This is a genomic window from Snodgrassella sp. ESL0323 (assembly GCF_013346865.1).
GTDB classification, from domain to species: Bacteria; Pseudomonadota; Gammaproteobacteria; order Burkholderiales; family Neisseriaceae; genus Snodgrassella; species Snodgrassella alvi.
The window spans coordinates 1-17,280 of sequence record NZ_JAAEDT010000009.1 but is presented as its reverse complement, the minus strand read 5'-3'; the positions used below and the strand labels follow the sequence as shown (position 1 = coordinate 17,280).

The window sequence follows — 17,280 nt, the reverse complement described above, 5'->3', positions numbered from 1 at the left end:
ATCATTTTGTATGACATGAACAGCTGAAAATGTTGCTGTTGAATCAGGCAAACTGTAGTAAGTACAGATTTGATACCGGCTGATTACCGGTTCAGGTTACTGCCTGTACTGTATTTTCAGTAAACTGCTTATACCGTCAGACGGATGGCAGAGTAATACTGCCATCCGGATTTCAGACAATTACCGCACTGTGGTTGTGGTAGTAGTTGTCGTGGTAACGCTAGTGTTTTCTGCAGGTGTGACCGTTTGCTGATTCAGTCCGCCACCCAGTGCTTTATAAAGATCGGCACGGTTTTCCAGCAGAGTCTGCTGTGTATTGAGTAGTGCCTGCTGTGCAGCATAACTGTCACGTTCTGCATCCAGCTGTTCCAGTGAGCTGGCTATACCATGTTTATACCGTAACTGTGTGAGCTTGTAGCGATTAGTTTGTGCCTGTTCACCACGTGATTTAGCCTCATACTGCTTTTTAAGGGAATCACGTGCCACCAGTGCATCGGCCACATCACGGAAAGCAGCCTGTACAGTTTGCTCATACTGGGCTACAGCAATGTTTTTACGCGCTGTTGCCAGATCCAGATTACCTTTGTTTTGCCCCCATGTGAAAATCGGCAGGGTAATCTGTGGCGTAAAACTCCATGTACGGTTCGGACCATTGAACAGATGACCAATATCGTTGCTGCCGGAGCCAATACTGCCGGTCAGGCTGATGCGCGGAAAAAATGCTGCCCGCGCCGCGCCGATGTTGGCATTAGCAGATTTAAGCGCAAACTCAGCTGCACGTACATCCGGCCGCTGATACAGAATAGTCGACGGCAGGCCGGCAGGCAGCTCCGCATTCACAAACTGGCGGCTCAGAGGTGCTGCTGCCGGCAAATCGTCCGGCAATGGTTTACCCACCAGCAAAGTTAAGGCATTGTGCGCCTGTTCACGCGCCTGTTTAGCCGCAGCATAATCGGCACGGGCTGTTTCGATTTGCGCTTCTGCTACATCTACCTGCACCTGTGAAATCACACCGGATCTGAATTGCAGATCAGTCAGACGCTTGCTTTCTTCACGTGATTTTAATACACGGCTGGATAAGTCCATTTGTGCCTGAGCAATACGCTCAGCAAAGTAGGCTTTAGCCACGCTGGCAATCAGGCTAATCTGGGTAGAATCGCGCACCTGCTTTTGCTGGAAATACTGATTCAGAGCCGCATCAGACAGGCTTTTAACCCGTCCGAATAAATCCAGCTCAAATGCGGTTACACCTAAACCGACATTATATGATTCTGCAATATAGCTGGTTTGCTGACCCGCTGCATCGCGTATAGCACTCAAGTCCTGCGCAACACGCGAGCGTCCGCCATTACCTGTCGCACCTAATGCAGGCAGGCGGTCTGCGCGCTGAATAGCGTACTGAGCACGAACCGCTTCCACATTTAATGCGGCCACACGTAAATCACGGTTATTGATTAAGGCCAGATTGATAATCTGTTTCAGACGCTCATCAGCAAAGTAGTCCTGCCAGCCGAGATTGACGGCAGCCACTGAACCGGCATACCGGTCATTGGCTTCTGCGCCGGGAAAGGTTTCTGTCAGCTCTACTTTCGGCTGATGATAGCGGGGTGCCATCGAACAGGCAGACATTACTCCGGCAACTAATACACCCAGCAGAGTAGGTTTCACTATGTGTTTCATGCTTTATCCTCTTTGTCTGTCTGGTTGGCAGACTGCACACTGACACTGCCATCACTGTTTACTGTCATCGGCAGATTTTTGTCATTGTCAGGAGTACCGCCATTTTTGTCGTTCTTTTTCCTGCTGAACAGACTGCGTACAGTTGAATAGAATACAGGTACAAAGAACAGAGCCAGACAGGTACCCACTAACATTCCCCACAATACGCTGGTACCAATGGCACGCTGACTCGCAGAAGAGGCTCCACTGGCGAAGTACAGAGGCACTACGCCCATAATGAACGCAATGGATGTCATCAGAATCGGACGGAAACGCAGGTGAGCGGCAGCCAGTGCAGCTTCAAGCGGGGTCTTGCCCTGCTCTTGCAGCTCCTTGGCAAACTCCACAATCAGAATGGCGTTTTTAGCACTCAGACCAATTACGGTAATTAACCCCACCTGAAAATAAACGTCGTTTTCCATACCGCGCATCCATGTACCCAGTACGACACCAAGCAGACCCAGCGGTACTACCAGCATTACGGATAATGGAATTGTCCAGCTTTCATACAGTGCGGCCAGACACAGGAATACAGCCAGCAGTGAGAACATATAGAGGACGGTTGACTGGTTACCCGCGTCTTTTTCCTCTTTAGACAGACCTGTCCATTCATAGCCAAAACCGTCCGGCAGCTTGCTGGCGATTTTTTCCATTTCATTCATGGCATCACCAGTACTGTATCCCGGAGCGGCATTACCGGTAATCGACATAGCGGTATAACCATTGTAGCGGACAGTTTGTGCCGGACCGGTAATCCAGCGTGTCTTCATGATGCCGGATAATGGTACGGGCTGTCCCTGTGCGTTATTAACGGTAAGTTTGCTCAGGTCTTCAGGTGTCATACGGGAAGCCACATCTGCCTGTACAATTACGCGCTGCATACGCCCTTTATTCGGGAAGTCGTTAACGTAGTTGGAACCCAGAGCAGTACTTAATACGGTAGAAATATCTCCGAATGACACGCCTTGTGCATTAGCAGCATCGCGGTCGATATCAATCTGCAATTGCGGTTCATCTTCCATGCCGTCCGGACGTACCTGTGTCAGCACTTTACTTTCACGAGCCATACCCAGCAGCTGATTACGCGCTGCCAGTAATGCCTCATGACCTTTACCGCCGCGGTCTTGCAGCCGGAAACTGAAGCCGGTACTGGTACCCAGTTCAGGAATGGATGGCGGTACCAGAGCAAAGATATAACCATCACGTACTGAACCCATCATAGCACCGGTAATGCGGTTAGCCAGTGAATTGGCACTGTGTTCCGCACCGCTACGCTCTGACCAGTCTTTCAGTACAAGGAAGCTCAGACCAACGTTCTGCCCCTGACCGGTCATACTGAAGCCCAGTACGGATACCATGTTTTTCACTTCAGGCTGATGAAGAGTGAATTCTTCCATCTTCTTGAAAGTATCCAGTGTACGATGCTGAGTCGCACCCGGCGGCAACTGAATCAGAGCAATGGAGTAACCTTGATCTTCTTCCGGCAGGAATGAGGTTGGCAGACGTACCATTATTAATAGTGCACCGGCAGTAATAGCTGCATAGATGATGAACATGCGCACACTGCGATGCAGTACATAAGCCACTTTGGATTCGTATTTTTTGGCACCGCTGGTAAATTTGCGGTTAAACCAGCCATAAAAACCCTTTTTCTCCGCTTCGTGTTCGTTAACCGGTTTAAGCAAAGTAGCACACAAGGCCGGTGTCAGCGACAATGCCAGAAAAGCGGAGAAGAAAATAGCTACCGACATCACGATAGAGAACTGACGGTAAATATTACCAGTAGAACCGGAGAAGAACGCCATCGGGATAAATACGGTAATCAGTACCACAGTAATACCGACTACAGCACCAGAAATCTGCCCCATGGCCTTTTCTGTAGCAGGCTTTGGCAGCAAATGTTCATCGGCCATAATACGTTCTACGTTTTCCACCACTACAATGGCATCATCGACCACAATACCGATTACCAGCACCATGGCAAACATGGTCAGTACATTAATCGACAAGCCAGTAAAGTACATGATGGTAAAAGCACCCAGCAAAGCAATCGGTACCACAATCGTCGGAATCAGGGTATAGCGAATGTTTTGCAGGAATATCAGCATAACAATGAATACCAGCACAATCGCTTCTACCAGAGTATGTACCACTTTTTCAATGGAAATACTAACGAAGGTAGAGCTGTCATATGGTGCAGACCAGCTCATACCGGCAGGGAAATATTTTTGCAAATCAGCCAGCTTGGCCTTAACTGCATTGGCTGTAGCCAGTGCATTACCTTTAGTCGTCAGCTGAATACCTGCACCCACAACGTCTTTACCATTCAGACGGGCACCAGTAGAGTAATCCTGTTTACCCAGCTCTACACGGGCAACATCTTTCAGACGTACCAGTGAACCATCGGTATTGGCTTTAACAATAATGTTTTCAAACTGTTCAACTGTTTTCAGCTGACCGGGCACAATGATAGTCGCTGTAGTCTGAATATTGTTAGGTGAAGGCAAAGCACCAAGACTACCTGCAGAAATCTGCTGGTTCTGTGCAGCTACTGCGGCATTAACTGCTGCCGGTGTCAGATTAACACTGCGCAGTTTGTCTGAATCCAGCCAGATACGAATGGCGCGTTCAGAACCGAACACCATTACATTACCTACACCGTCAATACGCTGTAATTCCGGCTGAATGTTACGTGCCACATAGTCTGCCATATCTGCGGGGGTCAGATTAGGATTATCACTGGTATACATGGTTACCATCAGGAAGTTACTCCGTGATTTGGCAATCTGCACACCAGTCTGTTTTACCATTGCCGGCAAACGCGGTTCTGCCCGAGAAAGGGCATTCTGCACATTCATCTGTGCAATATCATCATCGGTACCCGGGTAGAAGGTCAGGGTTAATGTACCTGTACCGTTGGATAACGATTTTGCTTCCATGTAATCCAGATTGTCCAGACCGTTCATTTCACGTTCAATACGTGACAATACGGTATCTTCAATGGTCTGGGCATCAGCACCCGGATAGGAAATAGTCAGGCTGATGGAAGGGGGAGCTACTGTCGGATACTGAGCAACAGGCAGTTTGGTAATACACACTATACCGGCAATGATGATGAACAGCGCCACCACCCATGCAAAAATCGGTCGGTTAATAAAAAATCGTGACATATTACAGATTCCTTACTGAGCCTGAGAGGCAGATGCCGCAGAAGCTTTAGGTGCAGATGCAGATGCGGCCTTAGCCTGAGGTGCAGGTGTACTACCGGCAGGTGCAGGTTTCCATGGCTGAGTCTGTACTTTCTTCGCACCGGTTAATTGCACCAGTGCCAGACCATCTATTGCTACTTTATCACCAGTACGCAAACCTCCGCTGATTACCCAGTTTGTGCCCTTTTGCTGTACTACGGTTACATTGCGCACAGCCAGACTGCCATCAGCATTAACCACCGTAACCGTATCACCATTGGCACCACGGGTTACTGCCTGCTGAGGCAAGACGATGGCATTCTGAATTTCAGCCTGCGGAATCTCTACACGTACAAACTGTCCGGGCAGCAGCATATCATCATCATTCGGAATTTCGGCACGTACTTTAACTTCACCGGTACCTTCATCTACTGTCATATCGGTAAACAGTAAACGGCCTTTTTGCGGATATTCACTACCGTCATCAAGTTTGATGGCCACTTCGACGGCACCATTGATGGTTTTCATCTTGCCGGCAGCAATATCCTGACGGATCTTCATTGCCTGTGCGGCAGTCTGGGTCAGGTCAACATATAAAGTGTGTGTTTGCTGAATCAGCGCTAACTGAGTAACATCATTCTGGCCGACTAAAGCGCCTTCAGTTACCAGGGCCTTACCAATACGGCCTGAAATCGGAGCACGCACATAGGCATAGCCAACATTAATCTGTGCGCTTTTGATTGCGGCCTGTGCACTGTCAATCTGTGCATGCGCCAGACGCTGTTGTGCGATTGCCTGATCAAATTCCTGTTTACTGATTGCGTTAGCTGCAACCAGCGGACGATAACGGACAATATCGGCATCAGCCTTCGCCGCATTAGCCTGTGCGGTTGCCAGACTGGCACGAGCTGATTGCAAAGAAGCTACATAAGGCGCATTGTCGATCTGAAACAGTGGTTGACCTTCTTTAACATAAGTACCTTCCGTAAACAGACGTTTCAGCAAAATACCAGCTACACGGGCACGTACTTGTGACTCGCGAATCGGCTTCAGACGACCAGTCAGCTCGGTATCTACAGTCACCGTTTCCGGATGTACAGTCAGTACACTGACCATTGGTGCCTGTGGTGCTGGTGCATTGTCTTTCTTACCACATGCAGCTAATGCCAGCGCACTTGCCAGTACTATCGCACTGATGCGCCATTTATCTGCTTTTCGATTCGTTCCCATATTCACCTCAATATGTGCATATATACTTTAAAAAATTAAATAACTTTTTACTCTGTTGTGCTAAAAATATGACACAAATAGCGCTGGTGCCAACACTTTGGGCTGCCGGAATTTAAATATCAGGCAGCCAGCAATGCGACAACAGTCGATTAAATAAGAATAACTTTACGCTGCGCATTATACATGCAACAATGTATGTATACCAGATGCAATAAATTTAATACTTAAGATATTTTAATCAAAAAATCTCGTGCAAATCTGAATTAAATACAGATTTGCCTAAATTTAATTTACAAATAAATGGAAATTTATTATGCGCAAGACCAAAGAAGAAGCCCTGCAAACCAAAGAGGCTCTCATGGCTGCTGCACTGGATATATTTTACCGGCGCGGTGTCAGCCGTGCTTCACTTCAGGAAATTGCCAGCGCAGCCGGCGTGACTCGCGGCGCTTTATACTGGCATTTTAAAAATAAGGAAGACTTATTCGATGCATTATTCCAACAGGTTTTCAGTAAACTGAGCAGTCAATTACAACATGACATTGACACCAGTTCTCCTGACGCATTGAATAATCTGATGCAGGCACTGAAACACATGTTTCAGCGTATGGCTACGGATAATAATTATCGTAAATTCTGTCATATCCTGCATTTGAATTGTGAGCATACTACTGACAACCATGCGATTGTGGCTTTGTTGCAAAAATACCAAAATTTATGGTGGCAGAACCTGTGTGCCGTATTTCATATGTGCTGTCAGCAGCATATTTTACCGGCAAATATCAATATCCGGCAGGCTGCTCTGTATTTTCAGGCTCTGTTTATGGGGTTAACCAATTTATGGCTGACTGATCCGGATAATATAGATATTACCAGTATTGCCCCTAATTTTATTAACATTGCCCTCGAATCACTGCACCACAATCCAAATCTTCGCCAGTAAATCATCCATCCTGATTAAAATTGATATTTTACATAAATAAATAGCAGGCAATAACCGAGCTCATTGCCTGCCAGATTTCAATAGAAATAACAAATTATTAATCAGTCATCATCACGTACACGTAACAACATCACCGAAATATCAGACTGGCGTAAAACACCTTCAGCCACAGATCCCATTAATATATGCATAAAACCACTGAAGCCGTGAGTCCCCATCACCAGCAAATCAACATTATGTTCCGTCGCTTCCTGAATCAGCATATCAGCTACTTTATCACCGGCACTTTCCAGCACTTCAATTTCATACTGCATACCGGATTCTTCAAGCATTTTTTCTGCCTGCTCTAAACCTTTTTTACCTGCGGCATTAACTGCTTTGCGTACTTCTTCAGAGGGCAGTGCACCTACACCACCCCAGCTAAACTGCGCCAGATCCACTACATTGACTACCCGTAGAACCGCATTACATAACTTGGCCAGCATTATTGCTTCCTGCAAGGCTCGCATAGCAGCTGCACTTTCATCTACCGGTACCATAATTTTGTGATACATCGTTATTCTCCCTGCCCGACAAACCATAACTGCGTTTGTTAATAAACTGAAAAACAACAATACAACCTAAGAAATACTGGCAAAGCTTAGCACAAATTTGCCTGATACAAACATCAGTCGGCTACAGAATACCTCAAAAACTGCTACCATCTAGCCTGAATCCAGTAAGGAAAACCCATGAGCCGTATCCATATCGAACCACCCGAACACTGGCTGTTTCATACCACAATCAAGGTATATATCGGTGACATTAATTATGGTAATCATCTGGCCAATGATGCTGTATTACGTCTGTGCCATGAAGCACGGCTGCGCCTGCTGGCCTCGTTCGGCTTTAGTGAAATGGATATTGGGGGTACCGGTTTGATTATGCTTGATGCTGCTCTGCAATTTCAGGGACAAAGCTTTTATGGTGATGAATTAAACTTTGATTTGGGTATATCTGATCTGAGCAACACCGGTTTCAGTATTTTGTACCGTATAACCCGTGTCAGTGACGGTGCTGCTATTGCCATGGTAAAAACCGGTATGGCTTTTTTTAATTATGAACGCCAGCGTATCAGTCGCACACCAGAGGCTTTTCGTCATCTCCTTGCACAGAGTAATTAAATGCAGACTACTTCATCCCCCAACTGGATACTCTGGAATGAATTTTTTCAGCACTTACAGCAGCGTGGTCTGTCTGCTTTAACCTGTACTGCCTACGCTCGTGACCTGATTCAACTCAGCCGGATTCTGCCCGATAATCTTACTGCTGAAAGCATTACACGGCTGCATCTGGTCGGTGCATTGAAAAAACTTAGCGGGATGGGTGATAAGCCTGCCTCTCTGGCTCGTAAGCTCAGTACGTGGCGAGCCTATTTTAATTTCCTGCAACGCCATGGAAAAATTGAAACCAACCCAACTAACAACATTAAAGCTCCTAAAGCGGGGGCACGTCTGCCTAAAGCCGTCCCGGCGGAAAAACTAAATCACACATTTGACCAGCCGACAGCCGAAGATACTCTATCACTGCGCGATCAGGCTATTTTCGAATTGCTGTATGGCAGTGGGTTACGTCTGAGTGAACTTGTGCAGCTGGACTTGCATCACCTAATGCTGAATGAAAACTGGGTTCATGTTAGTGGTAAAGGGAATAAACAGCGTCAGGTTCCTTTGGGTCAGAAAAGTATTGATGCTTTACGGCGCTACCTGCCCCGCCGTTATGCCATTACGGGAGAAAATGCCGTTTTTACCAGTCAGCGCGGTACACGTCTGTGTGCGCGTCAAATTCAAAACCGTTTAAATGTCTGGTCAATTACTCATGGCAGCGACCGCCATTTATCACCGCATATGCTGCGGCATAGTTTTGCCAGCCATGTTTTACAAAATGCTCATGACATCCGCGCCGTTCAGGAACTGCTTGGGCATAAATCTATCAGCACTACCCAGCAATACACTAAGCTGGATTTCAATCATTTGGCACAAATTTATGATAGTACTCATCCGCGTGCCAAACGTCGTAACAAATAGCCGTTTTAACTCTGAATCTGTTTATGCTTAATCAAACACAATCCATGATTGCCAGTATCGTTTTGCTTAATCTTCTGGGACAGCTATCTCCGGGACCGGATATGCTGCTTATCAGCAAAACCGCACTGAATTACTCACGCTGGGCTGCATTTTGCGTAGCACTTGGCATTACTACAGGCGTAGCTTTCTGGTTATTACTGACTATTGAAGGTTATAGCGTCTTATTGCAGCAGCTGCCCTGGTTACAGAATACCCTGATGCTGGCTGGCGGTTCATACTTAATCTATTGCGGCTACCAGATGCTACGTACAGTTATACCCCAGAATAATTCCATTACTGCACCAATACAGGAAAAGCATTTTTTCTGGAAAGGTCTGATTACCAATCTGTCCAATCCGAAAATCATTTTTTATCTGGGCAGCGTTATGTCCATGGCTATGGCTAATGTACATAAACCCACATTAAAATATGAAATTATGCTTATTTTACTGGTACAGGTTTTACTGACTTTATGCTTAATGATATGGCTGTTCTCCTTACCCATAATTAAACGCAACTATTTACACTGGAGTCTGGCTATCGACCGCATTGGCGGCTGTGCATTCATCTGCTTTGGCTGCTGGTTATATATTCAGATTATCACCAGTCTGCTTTATCATTAACTGATAAATAAAAAGGACAGATAAATCATCTGTCCTAATTTTTTACTACCATAATTTATTTTACCCAGCGCACGATCATTCTACTGGCTAAATCCATCATGATAAAATGCCGCCAGCAGTACCATAGTTACCCGATGTGTAATCACCAATTTCCGCACAAATTCATTTTCTGGCGCAGTGCTGACATCTCCGTAATTAAGTACTCTAAAATATATTCCCTGAGGCACATAAACCTCAAAACATGAACAACCCAAACCAGCCAGCATAAAATCGCATTTTTACTGAAAAAAGCAGCCTAACTTTTCATAATGTGAAGCATCTGCCAGATAAACAGCAATAGCATATAGTATATAGGCGCATGAATACCAAATACATCAAACTGATGAACCTTGCGAAACGTTGTCATCAATACAGCAGCTGCTACACAATAGCCTATTTTCCAGTCAGTTGCATGTAACAACTTAGCAAACAACCGATAACCAAAGTTCGTTTACGTAATAACGGGTGATTTAACAATATCTGCGGGCGGGGTAATACACAAAGGCATTATTACCAGTGCCCATCTCTGCCAACGCATTCTTATATACTCATTTATCCTGCTCAATTGAACGTAATTGATCGGCTCCTTCAAGCATTTTCCATATGATGATTTATCTTCAATAAGAATTTATTTGAATTGTTAGCCACATAAGTAAAAATGAGACTGTATTTATTTTTTTATTCTAAATAAAGAGACATATGAATAAACAAACATAATAGAGAGTACACTAAAAGTAATACCCCATAATTTTTGATAGGTAGAAATATTCTCTAAAGGCGAAATCTTTGCTTCTAATAACATTAAAGAACATGCTGACCCAATAATAATTCCTCCATTTTGAAAAAGCCTTAATAAACCTCCAATCGTTGATTGTTTATCTTTTTTTTGATCCATCGCTATCTGAATTAATGAACCTTGAAACAGTCCGCCACCTAAACCATAGCACAAAGCAGCTATAACATAATTAAAAATTGAAATATTAAAATTCACAAAGAAAAGCAAGGCAAAAGCAAATAGCATAAGCGGTAAAGCATAAATTAGTATAATTTTATTACAACTTGAATTTATTACTTTTCTGCCAAACACACTTAAAATAACGCCAATGGGTGCGGCAGTACAGATTAATCCTATATAATCAATTGGATAACCAGCTTCTCTAATAAACAAGAGAGGTGACGCTGAAAAAATGATGCCCGCTGTTAACCCAAAGACCAAACTGCCAATTGAAATGTATCTAATTGACGAGATGAATAATAATTTGACAGAAAAAAAAGGATTGGAGCATTTTGACTCTATCCTCAAAAAAAATAAAAAAATGATTAAAGTAGAAATACCAATAAAATTTTTTTCAATCAATAACAGATTTAAATTATCAGAATAAATAAGAGAAACACAAGCCACTAACATCATAAAAAAAAGTATCATTCCTTTTAAATCAAAAGTCTCTCTTTTTAGTGTGCTTACTGCTTTAGTTATTTTTAAACTAAAAAAACATCCCACAATACACAATGGAACATTAATTAGAAACAAAAATTGCCATCCCCATAATTTTAAAATAACACCGCTGAAAGAAGGCCCTAAAATTGGTCCTAAACTTATCGCCAACATTATGAAAGAATTTAATCTTATTTTCTGTTTATTTGATTGTAAACCAGCCAGCCCCAAGCAATTTGCCTGCAATAGTGCGGCACCAACTCCTTGTCCGCATCTTGCTATAATAAGCTGATTGGCAGACTCAGAAAAACCAGCTATCAATGAGGTTAGACCAAAAAGCACGAAACCTGCTATTAACGCTATTTTTTGCCCCCAAAAGTCACCAAGCCAACCGCCAGGAACAAGAAAAATAATTAAAAATAATAAATATAAAGTAACAGATAATCCGATATATTCCAAAGAAACACCAAAGTCGATGGAAAACGTATTCAGTGCTAAGTTTATAATACCGGTATCCAGTGTTGATAAGAACAATCCTAAACAACATGTAATATAAATAGAATATATTGGTTTAGAACTATCTACTACTTTAGTCATTTATAGTCCCCGTCTTAATTTGATTAAACCATTAGCTAATTGCCTGCAGAAGAAAGTGATTTCACCCTTAACCAATCATCAAATTTGCAATAATGAAATATCCATTTTTTATATTGACTCAAATCTTTTCTCTCTTGTTTTTATTGGTGAAAATATCTGATTAGCTTATTTACTTTTCAGGAATAATGTTTAAAAAGAAATTTAAACAAATTAGCTAAAAAGCGTATATTAATTCGCTGTGCTTAATTGATTTCAAATTGAATAATAATAAAAAATCATAGATTTTTCATGGAGATTCTAAAGAGTGAATAAATTATATTGTAAGGATTTAATACGATTTTCAGACGCAATGTCTGATTTCAGTAGAGTTATAATTATCACTGAATTAATGAATGGCAGAGCTCTTTCAGCCTCATGGTTAGCAAATCGACTGAATCTGTCGCCACAGGCTACGCGTTTTCATTTAAAAAAACTAGAAGATATTGATCTTATCCATCATAGGGCGTGTGGTAAACACCATTACTATGAAATAAAAAATCAAGATACCGCAATGTTTATTGAATCAACTTTTAATATTATTCCCCCGAAAGAGTGTTTATTTTTATCCAATACTAACACTAAAGAAAAATTTAAAGAGGCAAGAACATGTTATAAACATCTAGCCGGTTCATGGTCTGTTGCACTTACGCAGTCATTTATTAATAATGAATTTATTGTTATACAAGATAATTTTTTTATAGTTACTGAACATGGTAAAAATTTTTTTAAAGGACATAAGCTATTACTCAACGCTTCTAATACAGCCAGTGTTGGAAAGCGCTGTATAGATTTTACTGAGCATAGGGATCATATTGGTGGTCCATTAGGGACTTCATTGCTTCAATCAATGCTACAACAAGAATGGTTTAAACAAAATGATAATAATCGTGAATTGACAATTACGCCAAAAGGTAGAAAAAACTTAAATGTATTATTAATTGATAAATAGAGATTTACAATAAAAATTAACTTTTTGATGATAAACTAATTATATATGTTTAGCATGATGTCAATTCTGGATTAGCTGATTCTAAGCAATTTTTAGCTCCAATAAGAGCTCAAGCAGATCATGCTTTAATTGAAAATGATTGCTATCATATCCAGATAAATCAACAATTAGAAGGGGGGCTTTAATTATTATGAAAAAAACATTATTTATATTTTTCTGCTTAATATTTTTTTCTTTCCACACGGCTTTAGCAGGACAAAATAATTTAATACTATTCGAGAAAAAAACAAAAATTATTTTTGACAAAGATATAGTTATATTAGTCACTCCCAGTGAAAATACAATTAATAAGTTAAAAACTAGTATGGGTGATGATTTCTATATTATGGCCGATGACGCTAATTATTACTCCTTCTTAGTTTTTAATTACCTTAAATCTATTAATAAACCATATTTAATAAAGAACGATGAAGCTATTTTTTATTTTCAAAAAAATGGCGTACTACACAAAATACAAAATAATAATTCCCATCTCCATTGGTGGGCTTTGTTATATAAACATAACGAAGGAAAATACAAAATTGTAGCTTTAATCGATTTTGAAGATGAATATAAAAAATTCATATCAGATGGAGATACTTATTCAAAAGATGAATGGATTTTTAATAGTAAAGTTAGCGATATACAAAAATACTTTTTGAGGTTCTGCATCAGACTAATTTTACTAATCTAAAGAGTTCTACATATACTACGTTTACCATTTAACAGTAAGTACTGTCTCAAACTTGATTTATATATTTTATTTGATAGCAAATTAATAGATGTTTTTTATATAACACCATCACAAATTTCAGTTCCTATTGATGGTAATTTAAAATTTAGATTCAACATGATTTAAACCAGAAATAGAATACCATATAAAAAATATTTAATATATTAACAATATATCAGATTCTAACAACAAAAATACTACCCAACTTTACCAAATAAGGCTAAACTAAAAAATAATAAACCCATATGAACCGCATCATGAGAAAAAATATTTTAGCTTTATGTCTTAGCCTTGGTCTGGCTACCTCAGCCATGGCAGAACAAACCCACTGGGGTTATCAAGGTGATAACGCACCGGAAAACTGGGGTAACCTGCCTGATGCACAAACTTGTGCATCAGGCAAAACTCAATCTCCTATTGATATTTTTGACAGCAAAAACAATAAGCAATTACCGGCACTGAAATTTAATTATCAACATGCCGATATTAAGCAAATTATTGATAATGGTCATTCACTCCAGTTTAACTTTGATGCAAACAGCACATTTAGCTACGAAAACAAAACATACAAACTGGTTCAGTTTCATGCTCATGAACCGGCTGAGCACACGATTAATGGTGTCCGCTATCCGCTGGAATTACATTTTGTTCATCAGGCTGCTGATCACAGTAATCTTGTCATTGCCGTATTTGTACAGGAAGGCAAAGAAAATTCCTACTTTGAAAAATTATCCGTATTTAAACAACTTGCCAAAAATAGCAGTGAAAATACCGATATATTATTCAACCCTGAACACATTTATCCGAAAAATCACAGCTACTATCGCTATACCGGTTCACTGACCACTCCGCCATGCAGTGAACCGGTAACGTGGATATTATTCCGCCAGCCGATTACCTTATCCAAGGATGAAATCGAAGAAATTTCTCATTATCTGCCGAAAAATAACAACCGGCCGGTTCAGCCCCTCAATAACCGCATTATTGAAAACAACTAAGCCAGAATTGCTCAATAAAAGGTCAGAAGAGCATCAGCAAAGTCTGGCCTTTTATTAAACCTGACAGCCTATGTGTTTTTTAATCCTGCATTTATAAAACAAAATTACATCAGCTAAATTTAAGCAATACTGGAAAAACTATTATCCATGTATGCTTAATGTTATTCTGAGTTTTATAAGCTTCAATCTCTTCATCCGTTTTTTCTCAGTTCACCTCTGCTAATCAGCTCATTTTCAATTTATTTCAGCATTACCAGTTATTCTAATTACAACATTTTTATATTTTTACAACTGAATTATCCACGGATTAAGTTCGAATACTTCATAAATTCATATCTAAGTGAAAAATAATCTGAATTATAATTATATCTAGATAAACTCATATCCTATATTTTGCTATTAGCCTAATTTTAGGCTCCACTATCCAAATACAAATAAGCATCTGAGAAGTAAAAAATGATATGCTACTCATATTCAAAACAATATCCAAAAATTTATCTTTTCAACCAGTCTATACTAAGGAAAAATAATGCACATCTCTATTGTTCTATATCCTGATTTCGAAACCCTTGATGTTTTTGGACCCGTAGAAATATTTGGAAAAGTTCCAGACTGGAAAATGCAGTTTTATTCCCGTGATGGTGGCCTAATAAGCAATCGAGATGGTGTACAGATTGCTACCGAAAGTTTTAACACGATGCCGCCCGAAATCGATACGCTTTTCATTCCTGGTGGAACAGGAGCCAGAACACTTATCCTTGAAGCTGACTATATCAACCAGCTAAAGCAACTGGCACAAAAAAGCCGGTATGTATTAACAGTTTGTACGGGTAGTGCCCTGCTGGCTAAATCGGGATTACTTGATGGAAAACGAGCAACATCCAATAAACTCTCTTTCGAATGGGTAAAAACTTCATCGTTACGAACCCAATGGATAGAAAAAGCCAGATGGGTTACAGATGGGAAATATTACACATCTTCAGGTATTAGTGCAGGTATGGATATGGCCTTAGCCTTTGTGCAAGACAGGGCAGGAGAAACCGTTGCCCGACAAATCGCAACTAGAATCGAATATCGCTGGCAGCAAGACAGCCAGCAAGATGAATTCTGTCTGAAATAAATTTTATTGTTATAAAAATTAACCCGGAAAAAATTATGCTGTTAGATGAGCAACAAAAAATAGGACTGTTTTTTGTAGTATTGTATTCTGTCTTTTTTATCATATTTATGGAAATACACTTAATGTCCGGTGTTATTTCCGGATTACTCACCTATACCCTCACACAGAAACTTGAAGATTTTCTGGCAAAAAAAATGCATCGCTGGGGCAATAAAGCCAAACTATTTTCCGTATTATTACTTTCATTGCTCATCATGGCAATACTCATTAGCGGCTTTGGTTACCTGATTAGCTGGGTAATCAGCGTAGCCAAAGATCCGCAACAAACCCTTACTCATATTCAAAGCTTATTTAACAGCATTGCCAGCTCACTGCCCAAAGAACTAAATAAATATATTCCTGATAATCTGATTGAATTGCGAACCAATGCACTAAACTTTATCAAAGAACATGTTCTATATCTTCAGTCAGTAATTAAGCAATTATTTCATTCATTGTTAATCATCATCATTGGTATGATTATCGGTTTGATTGCCGGCTATCAGCAAAACAAACGCAATATCATTGAAACCCATTCTTCATCGACAATTTATATGCAGGCGCTCAAAGAGGGGTTAAATCGTCTGGTACTGGTATTTCAATATGTTGCCTTCTCACAGGTAATGATATCCTTTTTTAATACTATCTTGACCGCTATTTTCCTGCTTATCATATTACCTTTATTCGGTATTCATCTGCCTTTCAGCAAAAGCCTAATACTGGCTACTTTCGTTCTTGGACTGATCCCCATTATTGGCAACCTGATAGTCAATACTGTTATGTGTCTGGTTGCATTTACTATTTCCTTCTGGATGGCAGTAATTGTTCTGTTGTATCTAATTATCATTCATAAAATCGAATATATACTCAATGCCAAAATAATTGGTAATAAAATCCACGCCGGCATTTGCGAACTGCTGATTGCAATGGTATTGTCTGAAAGCTTATTTGGCGTAATCGGATTGATTTTTGCCCCTATCTTTTATGCTTTCCTGAAATTGTCTTTAAAACAACTCAAAATCATTTAATCTGATTTCGTATATCAATAAAAAGGCCATGAACAATGGCCTTTTATCATTTAATTTTTATACTGCTCAACATCGGGTAGCAAAATTGTCAGTATTCCAAGTAATGGCAGAAAAGAACAAAATTTAAAAATGAATTGTAAGCTGGTTTTATCGGCCACATATCCTAAAACTGCCGCTGTAATTCCGCTCATTCCAAACATAAAACCAAAAAACAGACTGGCAATTATGCCAACTCGCCGAAGCACTGCGTCAGCAGTCCTTCCCCTCTCTAACCTAGATACAGCAACAGCAGCCATATGGCTGCTGCGGTATTGTTCTCTTCTCAGTAGTTAAAGTAAGAAACCCGGCTGACTAATCAACCGGGTTCTTCTATGGGGAGTCTGGCGGTGTCCTACTTTCACATGGGCAATCCATACTATCATCGGCGCTAGGTCGTTTCACGGTCCTGTTCGGGAT

Annotated in this window: 16 protein-coding genes; 9 read left to right on the top strand and 7 right to left on the bottom strand. The window is 40.9% G+C overall.

Annotated elements, in window-relative coordinates; genetic code table 11:
* Positions 1-180: 180 nt before the first annotated feature.
* From GY065_RS01570 to GY065_RS01560, 3 genes are read right to left on the bottom strand one after another with little or no spacing between them, the layout of a single operon-like run.
* The gene (locus GY065_RS01570; protein ID WP_174832858.1) at positions 181-1,680 is read right to left on the bottom strand and encodes an efflux transporter outer membrane subunit; all 1,500 of its coding nucleotides are present in this window, start codon (positions 1,678-1,680) and stop codon (positions 181-183) included.
* Positions 1,677-4,889: an efflux RND transporter permease subunit gene (locus tag GY065_RS01565; protein WP_174832856.1), complete on the bottom strand. Its 3,213-nt coding sequence runs from the start codon at positions 4,887-4,889 to the stop codon at positions 1,677-1,679. Before GY065_RS01565 ends, GY065_RS01570 begins: the two co-directional genes overlap by 4 nt.
* A gap of 12 nt (positions 4,890-4,901) precedes the next feature.
* The gene (locus tag GY065_RS01560; RefSeq protein ID WP_174832854.1) at positions 4,902-6,137 is read right to left on the bottom strand and encodes an efflux RND transporter periplasmic adaptor subunit; all 1,236 of its coding nucleotides are present in this window, start codon (positions 6,135-6,137) and stop codon (positions 4,902-4,904) included.
* Positions 6,138-6,450: 313 nt separating this feature from the next.
* Here GY065_RS01560 and GY065_RS01555 point away from each other — a divergent pair, with 313 nt between their 5' ends.
* Positions 6,451-7,080 (top strand): TetR family transcriptional regulator, encoded by a 630-nt coding sequence (locus tag GY065_RS01555; RefSeq protein WP_174832852.1) that lies wholly within the window; start codon positions 6,451-6,453, stop codon positions 7,078-7,080.
* Between the two features lie 101 nt (positions 7,081-7,181).
* On the opposite strand, the gene GY065_RS01550 is transcribed toward GY065_RS01555, so the two are convergent.
* Positions 7,182-7,634 carry a universal stress protein gene (locus GY065_RS01550; RefSeq protein ID WP_174832850.1) on the bottom strand — a complete coding sequence of 151 codons (453 nt, stop codon included), beginning with the start codon at positions 7,632-7,634 and terminating at the stop codon, positions 7,182-7,184.
* A 177-nt stretch (positions 7,635-7,811) separates the two neighbouring features.
* On the opposite strand from GY065_RS01550, the gene GY065_RS01545 reads away from it, so the two are divergent.
* The 3 genes from GY065_RS01545 to GY065_RS01535 are packed head-to-tail and all read left to right on the top strand — an operon-like array spanning position 7,812 to position 9,808.
* Complete coding sequence (locus GY065_RS01545; protein ID WP_037476084.1) at positions 7,812-8,243, top strand: thioesterase family protein; 432 nt, start codon at positions 7,812-7,814, stop codon at positions 8,241-8,243.
* The gene (locus GY065_RS01540) at positions 8,244-9,146 is read left to right on the top strand and encodes a tyrosine-type recombinase/integrase (RefSeq protein ID WP_174832848.1); all 903 of its coding nucleotides are present in this window, start codon (positions 8,244-8,246) and stop codon (positions 9,144-9,146) included.
* A gap of 23 nt (positions 9,147-9,169) precedes the next feature.
* The gene (locus GY065_RS01535; RefSeq protein WP_100126650.1) at positions 9,170-9,808 is read left to right on the top strand and encodes a LysE family transporter; all 639 of its coding nucleotides are present in this window, start codon (positions 9,170-9,172) and stop codon (positions 9,806-9,808) included.
* Between the two features lie 80 nt (positions 9,809-9,888).
* On the opposite strand, the gene GY065_RS01530 is transcribed toward GY065_RS01535, so the two are convergent.
* Both GY065_RS01530 and GY065_RS01525 read right to left on the bottom strand, forming a co-directional pair.
* On the bottom strand, positions 9,889-10,074 hold the full coding sequence (locus GY065_RS01530) for a hypothetical protein (protein WP_084562055.1): 186 nt from the start codon (positions 10,072-10,074) through the stop codon (positions 9,889-9,891).
* 443 nt (positions 10,075-10,517) lie between these two features.
* A complete protein-coding gene (locus GY065_RS01525) occupies positions 10,518-11,879 on the bottom strand; it encodes an MFS transporter (RefSeq protein WP_174832845.1) in 1,362 nt (453 codons plus the stop codon).
* A 304-nt stretch (positions 11,880-12,183) separates the two neighbouring features.
* On the opposite strand from GY065_RS01525, the gene GY065_RS01520 reads away from it, so the two are divergent.
* The 5 genes from GY065_RS01520 (at position 12,184) to GY065_RS01500 (ending at position 16,824) form a co-directional block, all read left to right on the top strand.
* Positions 12,184-12,867 (top strand): winged helix-turn-helix domain-containing protein, encoded by a 684-nt coding sequence (locus tag GY065_RS01520; protein ID WP_174832843.1) that lies wholly within the window; start codon positions 12,184-12,186, stop codon positions 12,865-12,867.
* A 190-nt stretch (positions 12,868-13,057) separates the two neighbouring features.
* A complete protein-coding gene (locus GY065_RS01515; RefSeq protein ID WP_084547615.1) occupies positions 13,058-13,600 on the top strand; it encodes a hypothetical protein in 543 nt (180 codons plus the stop codon).
* Between the two features lie 296 nt (positions 13,601-13,896).
* The gene (locus tag GY065_RS01510) at positions 13,897-14,637 is read left to right on the top strand and encodes a carbonic anhydrase (protein ID WP_037393121.1); all 741 of its coding nucleotides are present in this window, start codon (positions 13,897-13,899) and stop codon (positions 14,635-14,637) included.
* A 529-nt stretch (positions 14,638-15,166) separates the two neighbouring features.
* Positions 15,167-15,757 (top strand): DJ-1/PfpI family protein, encoded by a 591-nt coding sequence (locus GY065_RS01505; protein WP_174832841.1) that lies wholly within the window; start codon positions 15,167-15,169, stop codon positions 15,755-15,757.
* A gap of 35 nt (positions 15,758-15,792) precedes the next feature.
* Positions 15,793-16,824, top strand: coding sequence for an AI-2E family transporter (locus tag GY065_RS01500; protein ID WP_100115639.1), 1,032 nt, complete (start codon positions 15,793-15,795; stop codon positions 16,822-16,824).
* A 50-nt stretch (positions 16,825-16,874) separates the two neighbouring features.
* Here the strand turns inward: GY065_RS01500 and GY065_RS01495 are convergent, their stop codons facing one another.
* Positions 16,875-17,120, bottom strand: a complete 246-nt coding sequence (locus tag GY065_RS01495; protein ID WP_174832839.1) for a hypothetical protein — start codon at positions 17,118-17,120, stop codon at positions 16,875-16,877.
* Positions 17,121-17,280 lie beyond the last annotated feature (160 nt).